Below are 22,508 nucleotides of genomic sequence, written 5' to 3'. Positions count from 1 at the left end.
GCCAACGCGGCGGGCCCCTCCCTCTCCCCGAGGAGAGGGAAACAGGAGCCGCGGCCCTGCACCTCTCCCTGGGGCTATCGGATTCACACATCTCCGAGCGCTGCTAAATTGCCTCTCCCGCTTGCGGGAGAGGTCGGGCTCGCGCAGCGAGACCGGGTGAGGGCGGCTCGGCCGCGACCAGTGGCTGTGTTTCAGGATCGGGCGGGTCATGCGCTCGGTCCTGACAAAGCTGTGCTTTCGGCGAGGCCGCTATCCCCTCACCCGGACATCCTTCGGATGTCCGACCTCTCCCGCAAGCGGGAGAGGCAATCTGTTCGTACGTCCGCCGTCGACATTGTCGATCGATGTGCGTTGCAGCAGCTCACCGCGCCGGGCGCTCGAGCTGCGCCTCGATCGCGGTCTTGTCGAGCACCGACCAGACCTGGACGATCTTCCCGCCCTGGAACTCGTAGAACACGTTCTCGCTGAACGAGACCGTGCGGCCGTTGACGTCGAGGCCGAGGAACCGGCCCTTGGGCGAGCAGGTGAAGTCCAGCCGGGCGGCGACCAAAGGCGGGTCGCAGGCCAGCAGCCCGATGACGAAGCGCAGGTCCGGGATGTCGCGGAAATCCTGCTCCAGCATGGCGCGATAGCCGGCCAGGCCGAAGGGGCGGCCGTTGTGGCGCGCCGCTTCGTCGACGAAATCGCCCAGCCGCGCCCAGTCCTGCCGGTTCAGGCAGTCGATATAGGCGCGGTAGCGGGTGGGGAGGTCGGTCACGGTCATATCTCCTGCGCCGGAGTCAGCTTCATCACCAGCTGGATGTGGTTCCCCTCGGGGTCGGCCAGCCAGGCGGCGCGCACCGTGCCGATGAAATCATGCGGCGGCGAGACCAGGCGCGCGCCGCGGGCGACCAGTGCCGTGGCGGCCGCGTCGACATCCTCGGTCCACAGCGCGATCTCGCCGCGCGGCGGGCCTGCCGGCCCGGAGGGTCCGGATTCGAGCGGCAGGCCGTGCATCGCCTGCGCCGCCGCGATCGAGGCGAAGCCGAGGACGAAGGCGCCGAGCCGCAGCTCGACATGCACCGGCGGCCCCTCGCGCGGCGTCCGGAAGGTCTCGGCAAATCCGAAGGCCTCGCGGTAGAAGGCGGCGAGGCCTTCCACGTCGCGGACATAGAGATTGACCATCGCGTCCCGGGCGGGGATGGGGCTCATGGCGATCACCTCGGCACTGGCTGCGCCTTGCATTCTCCACAATCCGCCGCAAGGGTTGAAGGGGTCGGTTCGGGGAGGGGGAATGGCGAGCAGCATCCGGGCGGTGCGCCGCGAGGACGAGCGCGCGGAGCGCCGGCGCCTGGCCTATGAGAAGGCGGCGCAGAAGCAGGCGGAGCAGGAGGCCGCGGCCTCCGCCGCCGAGGAATACGACCGGCTGATCGAGGCCCTGACCGGCGCCCACCGGGTCCAGCTGCCGCGCCGCGATTGGCACGACCTCGCCGCGGCGGCGCCGCCGGCCGAGCCCGAGCGGAGTGCTGTGCAGGAGGCGGCGGCGCGGCGGCAGCAGGAGGCCTACAAGCCCGGCTGGTTCRCCCGCACCTTCGGCGGGGCCAAGCGGCGCCAGGTCGAGCTGACCGCAGCGGTGGAGGATGCGCGGGTGCGCGACGAGGCGGAGTTCCAGGCGCGGCGGCAGCAGGCCGAGGCGCGCCGGGACGAGATCGATTTCGCCCGGCGGCTGGTGGCGCGCGACCCGGCGGCGGTGGCGGAGGCGCTGGGCCGCTTCACCCGGCTGGGCGACCTGCCCTTCTCGGTCGAGGGGCTGGACCTCGTCTTCGTCGCGGGCGGGCGGATCGTCGCCATGATCGACGGGCTGGACCTGGAGGATCTGCCGGACCGGTCGGTGACGCTGCTGCAATCGGGCAAGGCCTCGGTCAAGCCGCTGGCGCCGGGCCGGATGCTGGAGCTGCACCGCGACACCATCTGCTCGGCCGCGGTGCGGGTGGCGGCGGAATGCCTGGCCGCCCTGCCGGTCGAGGAGATCGAGGTGGTGATGCAGGCCGACCTGCTGGACCGCGGCTCGGGCCATATCGGCGTCACGCCGGTGCTCTATCTCCGGGCGACGGCGCAAGCGCTGGCCACCGTCAACCTGCCGCAGACCGACGCCGCCGCCCTGGTCGAGCGCCTGGGCGGCCATCTCGACTGGAGCCGGAAGGACGGGTTCCGGCCGATCAGCCTGGCGGAGGTGGATGTGCCGGAGACGGAGAGGGGATGAAGGGCACCACGAGGGGAAGAGATATAGAAGACATGCTATGCGTTGAAATCGCCAATTTTAGCGCGGAGTCCCGGCAACGATCGCCTGGCAAGAGAATATATATCCTCAATTCCGTAAAGAGGATCATCTCCTCTGTCTGCTCTAGCAGCTAACTCCAAAAGCACAAGCCAATTTATTAAAGCCTGATCTCCTTTTAGGACGTCAAAATCCGGCATTATTATATCTTCATGTAAATGTCTTACAACCTTATTTAGCAAATTGGCATAATTTGAATTCCCACTTTTTGTTGGTATATTTGCAGCAACCCCCGCTATCAGATCAGCGATCTGTATTCCGGGATGAGAATCGGAAGACGTAAAAGCAATCGGCTTTGACATATTCCAAGTTATATTCCGTTCCTTGTTAAACAAATCAGTCGATACCCTGTCAGGCCGATTGATCATAGCATCAAAGAAGCCCACTATCGATAAGAGAGGTTTAGAATCATCGCAGACCACTTCTAATATATCGTGTCTTTCTCCCCAAGCCGTTAGGTGACTAAAAACGGCCGATGACGTTAGATCCAATATCCATTTCCCTGAATCTCCAATACCCATCAAATCTCTAGCCTCATGAACTATCGTTACGTTATATCCCCTAGCAAATCGGATTATGGTGTTGAGAAGATCATCATTTTCTAAATTTATGTCATGGCTGAAGAATGTTGGAGCATCTGATGGGTCAAGAGAGCGCATAAATTTCTCGAATTCCGCTATGAGATCGACCATAGGCGCATCAATCAGTTGCATGTAAAGATACATTGCAACGAAGCGGTGCATGTTATTTTTATAGAAAATATAATTATTATTCTGAAGTACGGGTTCATAAATATACTCAAATAGTTTACACATTATACTTAATCTTTTCTCATATATAGTCACAATATATCTACCTTCGATTCTTGCCAAAATGTGCTCCAAAAAATCTCGTCCACGATTGGTTTTTAACAATTTCGAAGATTTAAGTTCTTTCATCTGTATTGGAAATCTACCTCTAGCCTCGGCAACTAAAGCTTCTGCCTCGGCGAGTTCCAAATCGTGAGAAGCATAAGCAAAAAACGGCTGCTCCTTATTTAGCATGTCGTTTCCGGTAAACCCGGATTCGTCACACGAAATAAGTCTGGGAAGAATGAGTTTCATTTATATAATGCTTTCTCAATTTCATGAACCATCAACATCTTCTCTATCCTTAGAAGCTGAAATCAGCTGCTCAAACAAATCCAACTGCAGAGCTTCCGTATTTTTTGGCTTCCTCCATCTAACATAAAACAGAAATGTTGGCTCCAATATGTAGAGCGTATCTTCTGATGGTCTCCACTCGAGAAGTTCGAATTCTCTTTTTTGTTGAAACTTCTTTAGAGCACCGAGTGTAGAATTTATAGATGCGGCAGGCGGAAATTCAACACTAGGAAGATCAAGCCTATCTAGTCGAGATGCCAATTCAGATCGTCTCAGAGAGAACGAAATAGGATCAAGTGTAAAGCAGGCTAAAACAAGCTCATATGTTTTGTACTTTCTGGATTTCTCACGTGGTCCGGTTATAAGAGTCCGGTAGAATGTCTCAAATGATTTATAATTTATACCCGCTACCGCGTGACAACAACTTTCTATATGCTTTTTATCAATAAAAATTTTTGATTTCTTTATTTCGGCAATGCTATATAAGTTTTTTTCGGTAAACAAAGACTGACAGATCTGTTGCACCACAATCGGCAATCCCGCGGCTTCGGTCGCAACAAAATCGTGGTATGCCTCGCGCACCGCCACCCCAATATGATTGAATCCAAGATGACATATTTTCTTTAAGTCTGATTTTTCCCAATGACCAATATCTATATGAGCTATTCTTCCTACCAAGTCCTTATTGTTGGAAGCAATATCTATTGCATTGTGAGAAGTTTCTAGCACTATAACTGAAACTTCACTATCAACAAATTGTTTCCATTTTTGAAACAAAATTTTCTTTTCAAAATCATCTAGATAGTGAAAATCTTCTATCACTAGAACATAGTTTGTGTTTCTCAGAATCGGAATTAAAATATCCGGCCCCGGCTCGGACAATATTTTTAATCTGGTTTCTTCTTCATTTTTCGTACTCGATAAAATTGCCTTAGTCTTAGCTGTAGCCTGCGCAAGCCACGCCCAATTTAATTTGGCAGAAACTTCCACTTCACCGCCTATGCTTCCGCCAGAAGCTCGCTTAGTGGACTGAACTCGATCAAAATCGACTTTTTCTAATGCCTCTTTCCAAATTGTATCGCAGGTCTTGCTGTTATGGCACGCGACTATGAGAGGTATCTCATTTCGATTTTTTAATACCTCTCGATAAAGTGTGGTCTTTCCTGTTTTTGACGGCCCGGTAACCAAGCACAATTGTCCTTTTGCATTCAATGCATCCTTGAGCCTTTTCTCAAGGGCTCCATTTTTTCTTTCCACATACGTTACGGATGGTAAGCCATTGACCTTGAAAACGTCGAATACGGTTTCCGACATATCGAACCTCTAATTGGCAAGAGCTTCTTTCCAAAACCGGACAGGCGATGACAACCTAGGAAGCTAGCCTTTTACGGAGTTTCCGACAGCACGGAAAGGCCATAGGAGCTATTGGCTTCGGAAACTGATCAATCTCATCCCACCCATCCGGGCAGGTCCCGCCCCACCCGTAAGATCGCGCCGGCCCACCCGGGTGGGCGTTCCGGTCCGCTGTCCTCTCCCTGATCCTGATCGTCCTGGGGAGCGACAGACTCCCTGCCCCGCACCCGGCCCCGGCCGGAGCGCGGATATCGGGTGGAGATGCGCATGACCGGTGCAGCGATTGCCGAGGACGGCTTCATCTACGCGCTGCGCCGCGTTACCGAAGCCGCCGCCCGCGCCGCCTTCGACTGGATCGGACGCGGCCGCAAGGACGAGGGCGACGCCGCCGCGGTCGACGCCATGCGCACCGTCCTCAACCATCTCGACATAGACGGCCGCATCGTCATCGGCGAGGGCGAGAAGGACGAGGCGCCGCAGCTGTTCAAGGGCGAACGGCTGGGCCTGGGCGCCGAGAGCAGCCTGGCGGTCGACATCGCGGTCGACCCCGTCGACGGCACCAGCCACCTGGCCAACGGCCAGACCAACGCGCTGGCGGCAGTCGCCATGACGCCGCAGGGCGCGATGTTCGACCCCGGCCCCGCCTTCTACATGGAGAAGTTCGCCGGCCCGCCGGCGGTGAAGGGCCGGATCGACCCGCTGGCGCCGACCCGCGACAAGCTGCGGGTGCTGGCCGAGGCGCTGGGCAAGCCCGTCTCCGAACTGTCGATCTATGTGCTGGAGAAGCCGCGCCACCGCCGGCTGGTGGAGGAGATCCACGCCGCCGGCGCCCGCGTCGCCCTGTACCCCGCCGGCGACGTGGCCGGCGCCATCGTCGCCGCCATGCCGGGCGGCGGGGTGGACGCGCTGATGGGCACCGGCGGCACGCCCGAAGGGGTGCTGGCGGCMTGCGCCATCCGGGCGCTGGGGGGAGAGTTCCTGGGCCGCATCGACCCGCAGCTGGAGCATGAGCGCGCCGCCGTGGCCCAGGCCGGCCTCGACACCCGCCGCTGGTGGGGGGTGGAGGAGCTGGTGCGCAGCGACAAGGTGTGGTTCGCCGCCACCGGCATCACCACCGGCCTGCTGTTCGAGGGCGTGTCGCGGCGGGGGGCGAGCACCCGCACCCAGTCGCTGATGCTGACGGCGCCGGACCGGCGGTGGCAGGTGCTGACGACGTATGTGGAGACGCCGGAGGTGCGGCGGTGAGCGCGCACCTGCCCCGCCGGGCTCGGATTGCCTCTCCCGCTTGCGGGAGAGGTCGGGCTCGCGCAGCGAGACCGGGTGAGGGCCGGCCCAGGCCTCGACAAAGAACCCTCACCCGGAGCCGCTTCGCGTCTCCGACCTCTCCCGCAAGCGGGAGAGGCACCCGACGGCACCGGGGCGGCGCATGAGCACTCCGGCCCCACCACCCATCCCCACCCCTCCGCCCACAGCCGCGACGACACCCAGGGCGGAGGCAGCCCCCTCCCTCAATCCTCCCCCCGAGGGAGGGGGCGAGCCGCAGGCCGCCGGGCGGAGCTGGCCCAATCCTTCCGAGCCGCGCCCGAGGCTCGCCGATCACGACCCGAGATGGGAGACCAGAATGTCCAAGCCCTCCTTCGACCGGCCCATCATCCTCGGGATCGTCGGTGACAGCGCGGCCGGCAAGACCACCCTGTCGCGCGGCATCGCCGAGATCCTGGGGCCGCAGCGCTGCACCCTGATCTGCACCGACGACTATCACCGCTACGACCGGCGCGAGCGGGCGAGCAACGGGGTCTCGGCCCTCGACCCCGCCGGCAACTATGTCGACATCCTGGAGCAGCACCTGCACCTGCTGCGCCAGGGCCAGCCGATCCTGAAACCGATCTACAACCACGACCAGGGCACGCTGGACCGGCCGGAATACATCGAGCCGAAGGAGTTCGTGGTCGCGGAAGGACTGCTGGGCTACGCCACAAGGGCGATGCGCGACTGCTACGACGTCAAGATCTACCTCGACCCCGAGGAGGAGCTGCGGGTGCGCTGGAAGGTGCACCGCGACACCAGCAAGCGCGGCTACACCGCCGAGCAGGTGCTGGAATCGCTGAAGAAGCGGGAATTCGACAGCCCGACCTTCATCCGGCCGCAGCGGCTGTTCGCCGACATCGTCATCCGCTTCCAGCGGCCGCCGGGCGCCAACTCCCAGGCCGGGGCGCCGGAGACCGACCACCGGCTGGACGTCGCCCATATCCTGCGCCCGACCCTGCCGCACCCGAATTTCTCGCGGCTGATCGAGGCGGTGGGCGACGGCAGCGTCGGCTTCGAGCTGACCCGCGACGAGGGCAAGCCGGTCGACGTGCTGGACATCCGCGGCTCGATCTCCGACCGCCGGGCCGAGCGGGTGGAGGAGTATCTCTGGGAGCACATCCCCGAGGCCAGCCACCTGCGCGACAGCCTCGGCCGCTATGACGGCGCCCTCGGCCGCAGCATCAGCCACCCCCTCGCCCTTACCCAGCTCCTGGTCGCCTTCCACATGGTCAAGGCCGCCCAGGGCGTGCACGCGGTGTGACCCGATACCCTCCCCCCTCTTCTCCACCGTCATTGCGAGGAGGCGAAGCCGACGAAGCAATCCATGCCTCCGCTCTTGCTGCCCGATGGATTGCTTCCCCCGGCTCAAGGCCGGGGTCGCAATGACGGTGAAAGCCCGGAAACCGAGCCCTGCCCCGACCGTCCCTAGGAGGACCCCGATGGCCCGCATCACKCTGCGACAGCTTCTGGACCACGCCGCCGAGCATGGCTACGGCGTGCCCGCCTTCAACATCAACAACATGGAGCAGATCCTGGCGATCATGGCAGCGGCGCAGAAGGCCGACGCGCCGGTGATCCTGCAGGCCAGCCGCGGCGCCCGGTCCTATGCCGGCGACCTGATGCTGGCGAAGATGGTGGAGGCGGCGGAGGCGATGCATCCCGCCATCCCGATCTGCCTGCACCAGGACCATGGCAATGACGACGGCACCTGCCTGTCCGCCATCCAGCACGGCTTCACCAGCGTGATGATGGACGGGTCGCTGGAGGCCGACGCCAAGACCCCGGCCAGCTACGACTACAATGTCGGGATCACCCGCCGGGTGGCGGCCACGGCGCATGCCGTCGGCGTCTCGGTGGAGGGCGAGCTCGGCGTGCTCGGCAGCCTGGAGACCGGGCAGGGCGAGGCCGAGGATGGGCATGGCGCGGAAGGGGCGCTGGGCCACGACCAGCTGCTGACCGACCCGGACCAGGCGGTGGCCTTCGTCCGCGAGACCCGGGTCGACGCCCTGGCCATCGCCATGGGCACTTCGCACGGCGCGTACAAGTTCTCGCGCCGGCCGGATGGCGAGATCCTGGCCATGCATGTGGTCCAGGCGATCCATCAGCGGCTGCCCGAGATCCACCTGGTGATGCACGGCTCGTCCTCCGTCCCCGAGGCGCTGCAGGAGCAGTTCAACCGCTTCGGCGGCGAGATGCCGAAGACCTGGGGCGTGCCGGTCGAGGAGATCCAGCGCGGCATCCGCCACGGCGTGCGCAAGGTCAATATCGACACCGATTGCCGCCTGGCCATGGCCGCCGAGATCCGCCGCGTCGCGGTGGAGAAGCGCGGCGAGTTCGATCCGCGCAAGTTCCTGCAGCCGTCGATGGCGGCGCTGGAGGCGCTGTGCCGCGAGCGCTACGAGCAGTTCGGCACGGCCGGCCAGGCCTCGAAGATCACCCCCCTGCCCCTGCCCGAGATGGCCAAGCGCTACCGGTCCGGTGCGCTGGACCCGCGCATCGCGGTCGGCGCCGCAGCCTGAGCACAGAGGAGAGCGCCATGAGCACGAATGTCACGACACTCGACACCAAGAGCGGCACCGTCACCGGCAAGGACCGCTACAAGGCCGGGGTGATGGAATACCGGAAGATGGGCTATTGGGAGCCCGACTACCAGCCGAAGGACACCGACGTCCTGGCGCTGTTCCGGATCACGCCGCAGGACAATGTCGACCCGATCGAGGCGGCGGCGGCGGTGGCGGGCGAGAGCTCGACCGCCACCTGGACCGTGGTCTGGACCGACCGGCTGACCGCCTGCGAGAAGTACCGGGCCAAGGCCTATCGGGTCGACCCGGTGCCGAACCAGCCGGGCCAGTACTTCGCCTATATCGCCTATGACCTGGACCTGTTCGAGCCGGGGTCGATCGCCAACCTGACCGCGTCGATCATCGGCAACGTCTTCGGCTTCAAGCCCTTGAAGGCGCTGCGGCTGGAGGACATGCGGCTGCCGGTCGCCTATGTGAAGACCTTCGACGGGCCGCCGACCGGGATCGTGGTCGAGCGCGAGCGGCTGGACAAGTTCGGCCGGCCGCTGCTGGGCGCCACGGTGAAGCCGAAGCTGGGCCTGTCGGGCCGCAACTACGGCCGGGTGGTGTATGAGGCGCTGAAGGGCGGGCTCGACTTCACCAAGGATGACGAGAACATCAACTCGCAGCCCTTCATGCATTGGCGCGACCGGTTCCTGTACTGCATGGAGGCGGTCAACCGGGCCCAGGCGCTGACCGGCGAGGTCAAGGGCACCTATCTCAACGTCACCGCCGGGACCATGGAGGACATGTACGAGCGGGCGGAGTTCGCCAAGTCGCTCGGCAGCGTCATCGTCATGATCGACCTGGTGATCGGCTACACCGCGATCCAGTCGATGTCGAAATGGGCGCGGCGCAACGACATGATCCTGCACCTGCACCGCGCCGGCCACGGCACCTACACGCGGCAGAAGTCGCATGGCGTGTCGTTCCGGGTGATCGCCAAGTGGATGCGCCTCGCCGGGGTCGACCACATCCATGCCGGCACCGTGGTCGGCAAGCTGGAGGGCGACCCGAACACGACGCGAGGCTTCTACGACATCCTGCGCGAGGACCATGTGCCGGCGACGCTGGAGAACGGCGTGTTCTTCGACCAGGACTGGGCGTCCCTGCGCAAGGTGATGCCGGTGGCGTCCGGCGGCATCCATGCCGGGCAGATGCACCAGCTGCTGGACTATCTGGGCGAGGACACGGTGCTGCAGTTCGGCGGCGGCACCATCGGCCACCCGATGGGCATCCAGGCCGGCGCCCAGGCCAACCGGGTCGCGCTGGAGGCCATGATCCTGGCCCGCAACGAGGGCCGCGACACCAAGGTGGAGGGGCCGCAGATCCTGGTCGACGCCGCCCGGCACTGCCAGCCGCTGCGCCAGGCCCTGGACGTCTGGAAGGACGTCACCTTCGACTACGCCTCGACCGACACGCCGGACTTCGTCCCGGCCGTCACCGCCGCCAGCTGAGGAGGCCGCCACCATGCGCATCACCCAGGGATGCTTCTCGTTCCTGCCCGACCTGACCGACCGGCAGATCACCGACCAGGTGCAGTACTGCATCGACAATGGCTGGGCGGTGAACATCGAGTTCACCGACGACCCGCACCCCCGCAACACCTATTGGGAGATGTGGGACCTGCCGATGTTCGACATCCGCGACGCCGCCGCGGTGATGATCGAGCTGAACTCGTGCCGCAAGGCCTATGGCGACCGCTACATCCGCATCTCCGGCTTCGACGCCACGCCGGGATGGGAGTCGCTGCGGATCTCCTTCCTGGTGAACCGCCCGACGGAGGAGGCGCGCTACCACCTCGAGCGCCAGGAGGTGGAGGGCCGGAGCATCCGGTATACGACAAGGCTGCTGCCGTCGGCTGCCAGCTAGGCCCGCTCCTTTTCCCGCTGTCTCTTTCTGTCATGCCCGGGCTTGACCCGGGCATCCAGAGGCTGTCGACGCCCACTGGATTGCCGGGTCAAGCCCGGCAATGACAGAAGGGGGAATGCGGGTCAGCGACTTCAAGAAACCCCAAGAGGCCCGCCATGACCGAAGCCGCCCTGGCCCTGCCGCCGGCCGATACCCGCATCGACCTCGCCCAGGAATTCGCCGAGACCCGGATCGACGAGGTGTTCGAGGCGCTGGACCGGGACCTGGTCGGCCTCGTCCCGGTGAAGACCCGGATCCGCGAGATCGCCGCCCTGCTGCTGGTCGAGCGCATCCGCCGCCGGCTCGGCCTCGGTGCCGAGGCGCCGACCCTGCATATGAGCTTCACCGGCAACCCCGGCACCGGCAAGACCACCGTGGCCATGCGGATGGCCGACATCCTGCACCGGCTCGGCTATGYCCGGCGCGGGCACCTGGTCTCGGTCACCCGCGACGACCTGGTCGGCCAGTACATCGGCCACACCGCGCCGAAGACCAAGGAGATCCTGAAGCGGGCGATGGGCGGCGTGCTGTTCATCGACGAGGCCTATTACCTGTACCGGCCGGAGAACGAGCGCGACTACGGCCAGGAGGCGATCGAGATCCTGCTGCAGGTGATGGAGAACCAGCGCGAGGATCTGGTGGTGATCGTCGCCGGCTATGGCGACCGGATGGAGAAATTCTTCAGCAGCAACCCCGGCTTCCGCTCGCGCATCGCCCATCATGTCGAGTTCCCGGACTTCGCCGAAGAAGAGCTGATCACGATCGGCGAGGGCATGCTGGCGCGGCAGAACTACCGCTTCAGCCCGGAGGCGCTGGCCGCGTTCCGCGACTATGTCGCCCGCCGCATCCGGCTGCCGCATTTCGCCAATGGTCGGTCGATCCGCAACGCGCTGGACCGCGCCCGGCTGCGCCAGGCCAACCGGCTGGTGCGCGAGATGCCGCCCGAGCTGACGGTCGAGGATTTCGTCACCCTGGCCGAGGCCGACATCCGGGCCAGCCGCGTGTTCTCGGCCGAGCCGCCGGACATGGAGGCCAAGCTGTGAAGACCGTCATCGCCCCGTCGATCCTGTCCGCCGACTTCGCCCGGCTGGGCGAGGAGGTGCGTGCCATCGTGGCGGCCGGCGCCGACTGGATCCATATCGATGTGATGGACGGGCATTTCGTGCCCAACCTGACGATCGGGCCGGATGTGGTGAAGGCGCTGCGGCCGCACAGCGACCGGGTGTTCGACGTGCATCTGATGATCGCCCCGGCCGACCCGTATCTCGACGCCTTCGCCAAGGCCGGCGCCGACGTCATCACCGTGCATGCCGAGGCCGGGCCGCATCTCGACCGGTCGCTGCAGCACATCCGGTCGCTCGGCAAGCAGGCCGGCGTGGCGCTGTGCCCGGCGACGCCGGCGGAGGCGGTGGCGCATGTGCTGGAGCGGCTGGACCTGATCCTGGTGATGACGGTCAATCCCGGCTTCGGCGGCCAAGCCTTCATCCCGGCGATGGCCGGGAAGATCCGCCGGATCCGCGCCATGATCGGCGACCGGCCGATCCGCCTGGAGGTCGATGGCGGGGTGACGCCGGAGACGGCCGCGGTGGTGGCCGCGGCCGGGGCGGACACGCTGGTCGCGGGCTCGGCCGTGTTCCGTGGCGGCCCGGCGGCCTATGAGGCGAACATCGCCGCCATCCGGGAGGGCGCCCGATGACCGCGTCCATCCCTCGCCGCCCGACCGTCACGACAACGCGGTTGCATTTTTTTGAGAGTTGTTTCCTACTGGCGTCGGCGGTATCCGCGCCAGTACTCGCCCAGACTCATCTTGGAATTCAGAAGTATTTTTCCTTTTTTGTTGGCGCATTTGAACAAAAGGATTGTCGCGATGTCGGACTATTCCACCACTCAGATCATGATGACCCTGGCGGCGCTGGCCTCGGACGGGGCCGATCCGCGGCCTTCGGGGGAGTCCCACGACCAGCAGATCGCTCGCATCAGCCAGGGCATCGCCGCCCAGCTGGCCGAGACCAGCTTGGCCACACAGGGCCAATGGAGCCTGAGCTGGGTCGGGCTGACCAAGGACGGCGCCAACCTGGCCTATATCGCGCAGGGGCCGAACGACGGCAACGGCTCGGTCTACGCGCTGGTGCTGCGCGGCACCGTGATGGACGACCTGATCGACCAGCTGGAGGACCTGCAGGTCGGGCAGATGCAGGACTTCCCCTTCGGCGGCATACCGTGGGGGCCGCTGCCCAAAATTTCCAAGGGCGCGATGGAGGCGTTCACGGAAATCACCGCGCATGCCGGCCTGCTGACGCAGCTGGCGAAGCTGAAGCCCCACACGCTCTACGTCGTCGGCCACAGCCTGGGCGGGGCGATGGCAACCACGGTCGCGCTGTTCCTGCAGCAGCTGCGGCCCGCGCTGTCGATCAGCAACGTCCTGCCCTACACCTTCGCCGCCCCGACGGCAGGCGACGCCGCCTTCGCCGCCTGGTTCGACAAGCAGTTCCCGAATGCCGTCTGCATCTACAACAAATACGACCTGGTGCCGAACGCCTGGGCGACGCTGGCATCGCTCCCCTGGGACTACGAGACCGCTCCCTTCTATCCGACCAGCTCGCCGTGGCCCGGGCCGACTGCCGAGCCGCTGAACGAAGTGGGCATCCTGATCACCACGGTGGCGCTCTGGACCAGCGGCAACACCTATGTCCAGCCGGCCCGGCAACCGCCGCTGAACACGGAGTCGCTGCAGGTCCTGAAAAGCTATACCGCCCCCCCAGACAAACCGGTGCAGCAGTTCCTGGAGCAGGTCGGGTACCAGCATTGGAGCGACACTTATCTGCGGCTGCTGGGGCTGCCGGACGCCCAGCTCCCGGCGCCCGCCGTCCCCGCCGTCGCCTCGGTCAGCCCGACCAGCGGCAACTGGGGCACCTCGGTGACGATCCTGCCGCTGTCAGGCTCGACCTTCACCTCCGACTGCGTGGTGGATTTCGGCGGCTTCGCGGCGGCGTCGCAGACCGTGGCCTCCGGCGGGACCAGCATCACCGCCGTGTCGCCCCTCGGCTTCGGCACGGTCGACATCCGGGTGACCAACATGTTCGGCACCTCGGCGGCCGGTTCGGGCGACAAGTTCACCTTCACCCTCTAGGGTCCGCGCCCGCCCGCGGGGAGGGCCGGCCATGAGCCCGGCCCTTTCCCGCGCTCGCCTTCCCCACGCCGTCGTGTTCGACCTGGACGGCACCCTGGTCGACAGCGTCGCCGATGTCGCCGCCGCCCTGGCCGGGGTGCTGCGCGAGGCCGGGATCCACCCGCTGTCGGAGGACGAGGTTCGCGGCCTGATGGGCCATGGCGCGCCCGGGCTGCTGCGCGGGGCGCTGCGGCTGCGGCGCTGCGATGCGACCGAGGCGGCGTGGATGACCCGGCGCTTCCTCGACCGCTACGCCGCCGCGCCGGCGGCGCACAGCACGGCCTATCCCGGCGCGGTCGAGACGGTGGCGGCGCTGGCCGCCGCCGGCATCCCGATCGGGATCTGCACCAACAAGGCGGCCTGGACCGCGCGGGCGGTGCTGCGGGCGCTGGGCTTCGCGCCGCATGTCGGGGCGCTGGTCGGCGGCGACAGCGGCCACGGCATGAAGCCCGACCCGGCGCCGCTGCTGGCCTGCATCGCGGAGCTCGGCGCCACGCCGGAGGATACGGTCTATGTCGGCGACCACCATGTCGACATCACCACGGCCCGGGCGGCCGGGGTGCGGGTGCTGGCGGTGCCGTTCGGATACGGCGACGTCGCCATGCTGGAGCCGGACGGAATCCTCGCCGATTACGCCGCGCTGCCGGAGATGCTCGGCCTCGTCGAGGCCGGGTAGCCGTGGCGCTCCAGGCGATCCTGTTCGATGTCGACGGCACCCTCGCCGAGACCGAGGAGGTGCACCGCCGATCCTTCAACGCCGCCTTCCGCGCCGCCGGCCTGCCCTGGCACTGGGATCGGGAGCTGTATCGCGAGCTGCTGGCCGTGACCGGCGGCAAGGAGCGGATCGGGCGGTTCCTGGCCGGGCTGGCCGACCCGCCCCATTGCGACGTGCCGGCGCTGCACCGGGCCAAGACCGAGCGCTACACCGCGCTGGTGGCCGCAGGCGCCGTGGCCCTGCGCCCCGGCGTCGCCCGGCTGCTGGCCGAGGCGCGGGACCAGGGCGTGCGCCTGGCGATCGCCACCACCACGACTCCGGCCAATGTCGCGGCGCTGCTGGCGGCGGCGCTGGGGCCGGAAGGGCCGGCGCTGTTCGAGGTGATGGTCGCGGGCGACGCGGTGCCGTGCAAGAAGCCGGCGCCGGACGTGTACCAGGCGGTGCTGGAGGCGATGGCGCTGGACCCGGCCGGCTGCATCACGATCGAGGATTCGCGCAACGGCGTGCTGTCCGCCCGCCGCGCCGGCCTGCCGGTGCTGGCGACGCCGGGCCTGTACACCGGCGACGACGACCTGCGCCATGCGCTGGCGGTGCTGTCCGATTTAGGTGAGCCGGACGCGCCCTATCGGCACCTGGGCGGCGCCGGTTCCGGCGAAGGCTGGGTGACGGTCGAGGCGCTGGAGCGGTGGGTGGCGGAGAGCGGCGGGATGTTGGGTTCGCCAACGCGAACCCAACCTACGGCACGTCGATTTGGGTAGGTTGGGTTCGCGTCAGCGAACCCAACAGGGGCCTACTTCCCGATCTCCTCCTGGATCGTCCGCGACAACGAGAACAGGCGGCGTTCCAGGATGAAGGGCTGGTCGCAGATCGCCGGCAGCAGGCGTTCCCGCTCGTCGAAGACGCGCTGGTCCCAGCCCAGCTGGGTCTCCAGCTGCTGCCGTTTCTGCACCACCGCCATGTCGGTCGAGGTCGAGTCGACGCCGTCCAGCGTCTGGGTCGTGTCCTCGATCCGCTGCGCCAGCGCCGCTTGGCGGGCGTTGAAGCGGCGGATGCCGCGGATGATGGTGGCGCGCTCGCCGTTGATGCTCTCGAACAGCCCGGCGAACAGCTCGCTCAGCGCCGTCTTGCGGTCGCCCTCATAGCCGGCGGCGAAGCGGCGGATCTCGGCCGTCGCCTCGTCGACCGTGACGCGGCGCGGCGCCACCCGCACGACCACCGCCGCCACCACCGAATCGTCGCGCCAGGACGGGCCGTTGGCCGTGGGGTCGTCGCCCGGCCACATCGCGCCGATCGACAGCTCCGGCTGCAGCACCTGGACGCAGGGCCAGTCGTCCTTCGTGGTGTCCTGCGCCCAGCCTGAGGCGGGCGCCACGGCCACAAGGGCGGAGAGTAGCCATGTCGCGGTAAGAGGGGCGAAGCGGACCATGACGGCCTCCTTTCAGCCGGCGCCGGGACCGCGGACGCGGGCGACGAGGCCGCGCGCCGGGTCATAGGCCAAGATCGCCCCGCCGAGGAACACCACGGCGAAGGCAAGGACGAGCAGCAGCGACCGGGTGTCGACCTGGCCGTAGAGGGCGAAGCGCACCAGTTCGACCGCATAGGTGAAGGGGTTCAGGCCGCAGATGTCGCGCAGCAGCGGGCTCGCCTCCTCCACCTTCCACAGCGGGTAGAGGGCCGAGGAGGCGAAGAACATCGGGAAGATCACGAAGTTCATCACCCCGGCGAAATTCTCGAGCTGGCGGATCGCCGAGGACAGCAGCAGGCCGAGCGCGCCCAGCATCAGCCCGGACAACACCAGCGCCGGCAGCACGGTGAGATAGCCCATCGGCGGCGGCTCGATGCCCCAGAACCGGGCGATCAGCAGGAAGACATAGACCTGCGGCAGCGACAGCAAGGTGCCGGCCAGCAGCCGCGCGGCCAGCAGGAACCAGCGCGGCATCGGGCTGGTCAGCAGCACGCGCATGCTGCCCATCTCGCGGTCATAGACCATCGACAGCGAGCTCTGCATCCCGTTGAACAGCTGGATCATCGCGATCAGCCCGGGGACGATGTACTCGTCGTAGAGGATGTAGGTCTCGTAGGGCGGGATGATCGAGACGCCGAGCACCGAGCGGAAGCCGGCGGCGAAGATGAACAGCCAGACCAGCGGCCGCACCAAGGCGGAGAGAAAGCGGGTGCGCTGGTGCACGAAACGCAGCCCCTCGCGCCACAGGATGCCCAGCAGGCAGCGCCAGGCGCCACCGAGGGTGACGAGGGGCCGGTGGGCGTCGATCGTCGTCATGCCGCCTCCGTCAGCTGGCGGAAGGCGTCCTGCAGGCCGCCGGCGCCGAGATCGGAGATGATCGCCGCCGCCGGGCCCTGCCGCAGGATGCGGCCGCGGTGCAGGATGATGGTGGGGTCGGCCGCCTCGACCTCGTCGATCAGATGGGTGGCCCAGACCACGGTCAGGCCGCGGTCGCGCACCAGGCCGCGGACATCGGCCAGGATCGCGGCGCGGCTGCGGATGTCGAGCCCGACCGTCGCCTCGTCGCACAGCAGCAGGCGCGGCTCATGCAGCAAGGCGCGGGCGATCTCGATCCGCCGCATCTCGCCGCCGGAGAAGCCGCGGATCTTGCGGTCGGCCTCCTTGGCCAGCCCGACCCGATCCAGCTCCGCCGCGATGCGGGACCGGGCGACGGCGCCCGGCATGCCGTGCAGCGCCGCGTGGTAGCGCAGATTCTGCCGGGCCGACAGGTCGGGGTCGAGCGCGCGCTGCTGGAACACCACGCCCATCAGCGCCAGCGCCCGCCCCGGCTCCTGCGCCAGGTCGCGGCCGAACACCCGGATGTGGCCCGACTGGGCGCCATAGAGGCGGGTGACCAGCGAGAACAGCGTGGTCTTGCCGGCGCCGTTCTGGCCGAGCAGCACGGTGAAGGTGCCGGGCCGCACCGCGATCTCGATCTCCGCCAGGATCTCGCGCCCGGCGATCTTGTGCGACAGGCCGGTGACGGTGAGGGCGTCAGCGGGGGACATGAGTGCCGACATGACAATTCATCCCCAATACCGTCATTGCGAGCGCAGCGAAGCAATCCAGGGCCGTTTCGCATGGCCCCTGGATTGCTTCGTCGGCTTCGCCTCCTCGCAATGACGGCAAGGGGATCAGCGTTTTGAGATCCCGGAAACGACGGAGGCAAGGCGGGGGTTCGATCCGCCACCCGATGCAGGCTCCTGCGGCAATACCCCCTCCCCCTACCCCCTCCCGCGAGGGGAGGGGGAGAATGATTGGGCGGGCCGGCGAGAGCGTTGCCATCTAGCGGATCGCCACGCCCCAGGGCAATTCGCCCACGGGGATCGACTTGATCACCTTGCGCGCAGCCACATCGATCACCGAGATGTCGTTCGAGGCGCCGTTGGTCGACACCAGGTACTTGCCGTCCGGGGTGAAGGCGAGCTGCCAGACCCGCTGGCCGACCAGGAGATAGTCTGTCACCTCATAGGTCGCAGTGTCGATCACGGCGACACGGTTGGCCGGGCCGAGGGCGACGAAGGCGGTCTTGCCGTCCGCGGTGATGCGCACGCCGACCGGCTGGATCGTCTCCTTGCGCACGCCCTGGACGGCGAAGCCGATCTTCTTCAGCACCTGCCGCGTCGCGCTGTCGATGACGCTGACCGTGCCGCCGATCTCGGCCGAGACCCAGACCTGGCTGCCATCCGGCGTGAACTGGGCGAAGCGCGGCCGGGTGTCGACCAGCACGTTGTCGGTCACCTGCAGCGTCGCGGTGTCGATGAAATGCGCCATGTTGGTGGTCTCGGAGGTGTTGACCAGCCACTTGCCGTCCGGGCTAACGCCCATCCCCTCCGGCTCCACCCCCACCGGGATCTCGGTCTCCATCGCCCGCTGCTCGAGGTCGAGCACCGTGACCATGTTGTCGTCCTCATTGGCGACGTAGAGGCGCTTCCCGTCCGGCGCCAGCACGAACAGCTCCGGATCCGGGCCGCTGGGCAGGGTGCCGAGCGGCTTCAGCGTGTCCGTGTCGATCATCTCGATGTGATCGTCGTCGCTGGTGCAGACGTACAGCACCTTGCCGTCATTCCCGAGGGTGATGCCGCGCGGCCGCTGGCCGACCTTGATGGTCTGGGTCACCGCCATGGTGTCGAGATCGACCACGCTGACGGTGTTGCCCTTCTCGTTCGAGACATAGGCGGTGAAGGCCAGCGCCGGGCCCGCGGCGAGGAGCGGCGCCGCGGCCATGGCCAAGAACACAAGCCTGTTCATGCGCAGCCTCCTACGGGTCGGGGTTCAGCCGGCATGACGATTCCGGCTCGTCATAGCCGAGCGTGTCGAGCGGCGTGCGCTGGTGCAGGAAGCCCTCCTGCGGCGACACCGAGACCAGCATCATCGGCGAGGCCAGCAGGATCGGCTGGCGCAGTTGCTGGTCCCAGCGGCGGAAGGTCAGCGGCACGCCCTTGAAGGCGCCGAGCTGGAAGGCGTCGGACACCAGATAGTCGTGGATCGCGGCGGGATCGGCCTTGCCGCTGCGGGTCACCGCCTCGCCCAGGGCGCGGACCGCGACCCATGCGGCGTAGTCGCGCTCCAGCATCCAGCGGCCGGCTTCCTTCTGGAAGCGGCGCTGCAGCTGGGTGCCGCCCCACTGCTCCTGGCTGCGGTGCCAGGCGGTCGGCACCAGCCCCTGGGTGCCGACCACCGGCCGCGCATCCCAGCTGCGATAGGGCAGGTACTCGCCGAACACCTCGCTCTCATCGGCCACGACCATGACGTCGTAGTCCGGCAGGCGCTGGGTCAGCTGGGTCATCTGCCGCTGCACCTGCTGCTCGCCGGTGTCGGAGCGGCGGGAACCGGCCTGGAACTCGTATGTGCGCTCCTCGACGATCTCGGCGCCGTAGCGCTTGGCGGCGCGGCGGATGGCGTCGGCGAAGGCCTTGTCGTCGTCCAGCGTGCCGGAGACCAGGACCCAGCGGGTCCAGCGCTTGAACGCCAGGTACTGGGCCAGCGCATCCGCCTCCATCGCCCGGCTGGGGATGGAGTGGAAGACGTTGGCGCGGCAGTCGGCGACGCGCAGCCGGTCGTCCCGGGCGCGGGCGTCGAGGATCACCGCATCCTTCATCTCCGGCAGGTCGGCCAGTTGCAGCAGCCGGTCGGCCGGCAGGTCGGCGACGATCAGCCTGGTGCCCTTGCCGGCCAGGGCCGCGGCGGCGCCGGCCAGGTCGCCGCCGGCCGGGACCACGGTCTCGTCCAGCGTGTAGTCCTGGCCGAGGAAACGGCCGGTGGTCTGGTTGTCGGTGATGGCGAGGCGGGCGCCGGCCAGCCCCTTGTCCTTGGCCACCGGCTCGACAAGCGACAGCGGCTCCGGCTCCGGGATCGCCTCGCTGAGCCAGCCGATGGTCACCGACAGCTTGGCTGCCTGCTGCTGTGCCGCGGCCGGCACGGCGAGCAGGGCGGCGAGGCCGAGCGTGGCGAGGCCCCGAAGCATGGTCAGCTCGCGCCCGCCTCCTTCAGATAAGCGATGACGGCGAGCCGGTCCTCTTCCTTCGGCAGGCCGGGGAAGACCATCTTGGTGCCGGGCACCAGGGCTTTGGGATTGCTGAGATATTTGTCGAGAGTCGCCTCGTCCCAGGTCAGATGGGCGTTCTTCATCGCGTCGGAATACCGGAAGCCGTCGATGGCGCCGGAAGCCCGGCCGATCAGGCCGTGCAGCGACGGGCCGAGCTTGTTGGTGCCGGCATCGAGCGAATGGCAGGCCTGGCATTTGGCAAAGACCTGCTTGCCCTTGGCGGCGTCGCCCGCGGCGTCCTGGGCCTGGGCCGCCATCGGCAAAGCGAGCGCGGCGACTGCCGCGACCAGCGCAAAACCTCGCATCTCGGACGTCCTCCTGCTGAGCCGGACGGGCCGGCGTTCCGCTTCGGCGCGGCGTGGGCCGGGGCCTGCCGCACCTGCCCGCTCGACGGGCGGGATTGGCCCCGACTGTATGAACCGCCCCCGGCCCCGACAAGGCGAGAAGCGGGGTCTGAGACCAAAGTCCAATTCAGCTCGGGAGGAAAGCCCGGCCTGATGGCGCAGCACTTGTGACGCCATGCTCGGCCCTCCTCTTCCCCATGGATGTCATTCCCGCGAAAGCGGGAATCTCTTTCCGCTGGATTGGGACGAGATCCCCGCTTTCGCGGGGATGACGGAAAGGGGGAGCGGATCTTCAACGGGGAGAATTCGCCTGCCCTCGTCTCGCCGCAAGCAGAACCTGGACCGACCGGGGGCGCTGAGCCGCCGGCACGTGCTCGGCGGCGCCCTGGCGCTGGGCCTGCTGAGCGGCGCGGCTGCGGCGGCCCAAGACATGGACCCGCCGCTGCCGGTGACCGAGGTTGCGCCCGGAGTCTTCGTCTTTCACGGCGCATACGAGGAGGCGACGGCCGCCAATCTCGGCGGCATCGCCAATCTCGGCTTCGTCGTCGGCGGCGCGGCCGTGGCGGTGATCGACACCGGCGGCAGCGCGGCCGAGGGACGGCGCCTGCTGGCAGCGGCGCGGCAGCGCACCGCCCTGCCCGTGCGCTGGGCCATCGACACCCATTTCCACCCCGACCACGCGCTGGGCAACGCCGCCTTTGCCGGGCCGGACACCACCATCGTCGGCCATGCCAATATGCCGCGCGGCCTGGCCGCCCGGGCCGACACCTATCTCGCCGGGGTGCGCCGGGAGTTGGGCGACGCCGCAGCCGGCACCGAGATCGTGCCGCCGACGCTGCTGGTGCGCGACCGGCTGTCGCTCGACCTCGGCGGCCGGACGCTCGAGCTCAAGGCCTGGCCCGCGGCCCACACCGATGCCGACCTGACCGTGCTGGACACCGCCACCGGCACGTTCTTCGCTGGCGACCTGGTGTTCCTGGAGCGGGTGCCGGCGATCGACGGGTCGCTGCGCGGCTGGATCGACGCCATCGCGGGGCTGCGGCGCGAAGCCGGGATCCGGCAGGTGGTTCCGGGCCACGGTCCCGTCTCGGCCCGCTGGCCGGATGCGCTGGACGACGAGGAGCGCTATCTTGCCCTGATCCTGGCCGAGACCCGCACGGCGCTCGCCGACGGGCGCAGCCTCGACCAGGCGGTGGCCACGGTCGCCCGTTCCGAGCGCGGCCGCTGGCTGCTGTTCGACGACTACAACGACCGCAACGTCGCCACCGCCTATACCGAGCTGGAATGGGAATAGGCAAAAGATGGCGAGGGGGAGGACACGATGCCGAAACACGCCGCAGCCCTGATCCTGGTCGCCCTGCTGGCCCTGGCCGGCCCCGCGCGGGCCGCAGATGAGGACCCCTGGCCCGACCTGAAGACCGCGATCTTCGGCGACAAGGCGGTCGCCGACGGCAGCGCCTTCATGCGGGTGGAGGCACCGCAGCGGGCCTATGACGCCGCGGTGGTGCCGGTCACGGTCCGCTTCGACGGCGGGCACATGCCCGGCCGGATCCGCGCCGTCACCCTGGTGGTGGACAAGAACCCGGCCCCGGTCGCTGCCGTGTTCCGGCTGGGCGACGGCATCGCCGACCCGACCATCGGCACCCGGGTGCGGGTGAACGAATATACCAGCATCCACGCCGTGGCCGAGACCGAGGACGGATCGCTGTTCATGGCCGCCACTTTCGTCAAGGCGGCCGGTGGCTGCTCCGCCCCCGTGACCAAGACGCCGGATCAGGCCGAGGCTCATCTCGGCGAGATGCGGACCAAGAACCTGGACGCGGCGCAGATCGGCGAGCCGAGCCGGGTCGAGCTCCTGATCCGGCATCCGAACTATTCCGGCATGCAGATGGACCAAATCAAGCGCACCTACGTCCCGGCGCGGTTCATCGAGAGCATCGAAGTCAGCTATGACGGCACCAAGTTGCTGCAGGTCGAAGGCAACATCTCGCTGAGCGAGAACCCGATGGTGGAGTTCAGCTTCACCCCGACCGAGACCGGCCGGCTGAGCGCCACCGCCACGGATTCGGACGGCGCCGTGTTCACGGAAGCCTGGCCGGTGCCGGCGACGATGTGAGGCGGGAGGCCGCTGCTGAG

The 22,508-nt window shown here is 66.6% G+C and carries 23 protein-coding genes; 13 read left to right on the top strand and 10 right to left on the bottom strand.

Translation table 11 applies throughout. The annotated features are described in order from the left end of the window. Positions 1-361: 361 nt before the first annotated feature. Both AB4Z01_RS04190 and AB4Z01_RS04185 read right to left on the bottom strand, forming a co-directional pair. A complete protein-coding gene (locus AB4Z01_RS04190) occupies positions 362-757 on the bottom strand; it encodes an ester cyclase (RefSeq protein ID WP_441690875.1) in 396 nt (131 codons plus the stop codon). Positions 758-759: 2 nt separating this feature from the next. Continuing rightward, positions 760-1,191 (bottom strand): VOC family protein, encoded by a 432-nt coding sequence (locus tag AB4Z01_RS04185; RefSeq protein ID WP_441690873.1) that lies wholly within the window; start codon positions 1,189-1,191, stop codon positions 760-762. Between the two features lie 82 nt (positions 1,192-1,273). Between AB4Z01_RS04185 and AB4Z01_RS04180 the strand changes: the two genes are divergently transcribed. Continuing rightward, on the top strand, positions 1,274-2,242 hold the full coding sequence (locus AB4Z01_RS04180) for a hypothetical protein (protein WP_441690871.1): 969 nt from the start codon (positions 1,274-1,276) through the stop codon (positions 2,240-2,242). Positions 2,243-2,277: 35 nt separating this feature from the next. Here the strand turns inward: AB4Z01_RS04180 and AB4Z01_RS04175 are convergent, their stop codons facing one another. Further along, positions 2,278-3,420 carry a DUF3800 domain-containing protein gene (locus AB4Z01_RS04175; protein ID WP_441690869.1) on the bottom strand — a complete coding sequence of 381 codons (1,143 nt, stop codon included), beginning with the start codon at positions 3,418-3,420 and terminating at the stop codon, positions 2,278-2,280. 21 nt (positions 3,421-3,441) lie between these two features. Continuing rightward, positions 3,442-4,773, bottom strand: a complete 1,332-nt coding sequence (locus tag AB4Z01_RS04170) for a hypothetical protein (RefSeq protein WP_441690867.1) — start codon at positions 4,771-4,773, stop codon at positions 3,442-3,444. Between the two features lie 306 nt (positions 4,774-5,079). Between AB4Z01_RS04170 and glpX the strand changes: the two genes are divergently transcribed. From glpX to AB4Z01_RS04120, 10 genes are all read left to right on the top strand, one after another. After that, positions 5,080-6,057 carry a class II fructose-bisphosphatase gene (gene glpX, locus AB4Z01_RS04165; RefSeq protein ID WP_441690865.1) on the top strand — a complete coding sequence of 326 codons (978 nt, stop codon included), beginning with the start codon at positions 5,080-5,082 and terminating at the stop codon, positions 6,055-6,057. A 376-nt stretch (positions 6,058-6,433) separates the two neighbouring features. Beyond that, on the top strand, positions 6,434-7,381 hold the full coding sequence (locus AB4Z01_RS04160) for a phosphoribulokinase (RefSeq protein WP_441690863.1): 948 nt from the start codon (positions 6,434-6,436) through the stop codon (positions 7,379-7,381). Between the two features lie 178 nt (positions 7,382-7,559). Further along, positions 7,560-8,639: a class II fructose-bisphosphate aldolase gene (gene fba, locus AB4Z01_RS04155; RefSeq protein WP_441690861.1), complete on the top strand. Its 1,080-nt coding sequence runs from the start codon at positions 7,560-7,562 to the stop codon at positions 8,637-8,639. Between the two features lie 17 nt (positions 8,640-8,656). Then, positions 8,657-10,138 (top strand): form I ribulose bisphosphate carboxylase large subunit, encoded by a 1,482-nt coding sequence (locus tag AB4Z01_RS04150; RefSeq protein ID WP_441690859.1) that lies wholly within the window; start codon positions 8,657-8,659, stop codon positions 10,136-10,138. A 13-nt stretch (positions 10,139-10,151) separates the two neighbouring features. Then, positions 10,152-10,553, top strand: coding sequence for a ribulose bisphosphate carboxylase small subunit (locus AB4Z01_RS04145; protein ID WP_441690857.1), 402 nt, complete (start codon positions 10,152-10,154; stop codon positions 10,551-10,553). A 155-nt stretch (positions 10,554-10,708) separates the two neighbouring features. Next, on the top strand, positions 10,709-11,635 hold the full coding sequence (gene cbbX, locus AB4Z01_RS04140; protein WP_441690855.1) for a CbbX protein: 927 nt from the start codon (positions 10,709-10,711) through the stop codon (positions 11,633-11,635). Next, entirely contained in the window at positions 11,632-12,288 is a 657-nt protein-coding gene (rpe, locus tag AB4Z01_RS04135) for a ribulose-phosphate 3-epimerase (RefSeq protein ID WP_441690853.1), read from the top strand. Before cbbX ends, rpe begins: the two co-directional genes overlap by 4 nt. A 171-nt stretch (positions 12,289-12,459) precedes the next feature. Continuing rightward, positions 12,460-13,722: a lipase family protein gene (locus AB4Z01_RS04130; RefSeq protein ID WP_441690851.1), complete on the top strand. Its 1,263-nt coding sequence runs from the start codon at positions 12,460-12,462 to the stop codon at positions 13,720-13,722. A 31-nt stretch (positions 13,723-13,753) separates the two neighbouring features. Then, entirely contained in the window at positions 13,754-14,437 is a 684-nt protein-coding gene (locus tag AB4Z01_RS04125; protein ID WP_441690849.1) for an HAD family hydrolase, read from the top strand. A gap of 2 nt (positions 14,438-14,439) precedes the next feature. Beyond that, entirely contained in the window at positions 14,440-15,234 is a 795-nt protein-coding gene (locus AB4Z01_RS04120) for an HAD-IA family hydrolase (protein WP_441690847.1), read from the top strand. A 32-nt stretch (positions 15,235-15,266) separates the two neighbouring features. On the opposite strand, the gene AB4Z01_RS04115 is transcribed toward AB4Z01_RS04120, so the two are convergent. The 6 genes from AB4Z01_RS04115 to AB4Z01_RS04090 all read right to left on the bottom strand — a co-directional run bounded on the left by AB4Z01_RS04115 (position 15,267) and on the right by AB4Z01_RS04090 (position 20,333). Next, positions 15,267-15,902, bottom strand: a complete 636-nt coding sequence (locus AB4Z01_RS04115; RefSeq protein ID WP_441690845.1) for a hypothetical protein — start codon at positions 15,900-15,902, stop codon at positions 15,267-15,269. 12 nt (positions 15,903-15,914) lie between these two features. Next, positions 15,915-16,757 (bottom strand): ABC transporter permease, encoded by an 843-nt coding sequence (locus tag AB4Z01_RS04110; protein ID WP_441690843.1) that lies wholly within the window; start codon positions 16,755-16,757, stop codon positions 15,915-15,917. Further along, a complete protein-coding gene (locus AB4Z01_RS04105) occupies positions 16,754-17,500 on the bottom strand; it encodes an ABC transporter ATP-binding protein (RefSeq protein WP_441690841.1) in 747 nt (248 codons plus the stop codon). Before AB4Z01_RS04105 ends, AB4Z01_RS04110 begins: the two co-directional genes overlap by 4 nt. A gap of 265 nt (positions 17,501-17,765) precedes the next feature. Beyond that, on the bottom strand, positions 17,766-18,731 hold the full coding sequence (locus tag AB4Z01_RS04100) for a YVTN family beta-propeller repeat protein (protein ID WP_441690839.1): 966 nt from the start codon (positions 18,729-18,731) through the stop codon (positions 17,766-17,768). A gap of 10 nt (positions 18,732-18,741) precedes the next feature. Further along, positions 18,742-19,947, bottom strand: a complete 1,206-nt coding sequence (locus tag AB4Z01_RS04095) for an ABC transporter substrate-binding protein (RefSeq protein ID WP_441690838.1) — start codon at positions 19,945-19,947, stop codon at positions 18,742-18,744. A gap of 2 nt (positions 19,948-19,949) precedes the next feature. After that, positions 19,950-20,333 carry a c-type cytochrome gene (locus tag AB4Z01_RS04090; RefSeq protein ID WP_441690836.1) on the bottom strand — a complete coding sequence of 128 codons (384 nt, stop codon included), beginning with the start codon at positions 20,331-20,333 and terminating at the stop codon, positions 19,950-19,952. A 409-nt stretch (positions 20,334-20,742) separates the two neighbouring features. Here AB4Z01_RS04090 and AB4Z01_RS04085 point away from each other — a divergent pair, with 409 nt between their 5' ends. Together AB4Z01_RS04085 and AB4Z01_RS04080 are read left to right on the top strand one after the other, a co-directional pair. Beyond that, positions 20,743-21,666, top strand: a complete 924-nt coding sequence (locus tag AB4Z01_RS04085) for a quinoprotein relay system zinc metallohydrolase 2 (RefSeq protein ID WP_441690835.1) — start codon at positions 20,743-20,745, stop codon at positions 21,664-21,666. Positions 21,667-21,693: 27 nt separating this feature from the next. Then, complete coding sequence (locus AB4Z01_RS04080) at positions 21,694-22,488, top strand: quinoprotein dehydrogenase-associated SoxYZ-like carrier (RefSeq protein WP_441690833.1); 795 nt, start codon at positions 21,694-21,696, stop codon at positions 22,486-22,488. Positions 22,489-22,508 lie beyond the last annotated feature (20 nt).

It is taken from the genome of Inquilinus sp. YAF38 (assembly GCF_052113205.1).
Lineage (GTDB): Bacteria > Pseudomonadota > Alphaproteobacteria > DSM-16000 > Inquilinaceae > Inquilinus.
Note: the sequence above shows the minus strand (reverse complement) of the source record. Positions and strands in the feature narration are given on the sequence as shown.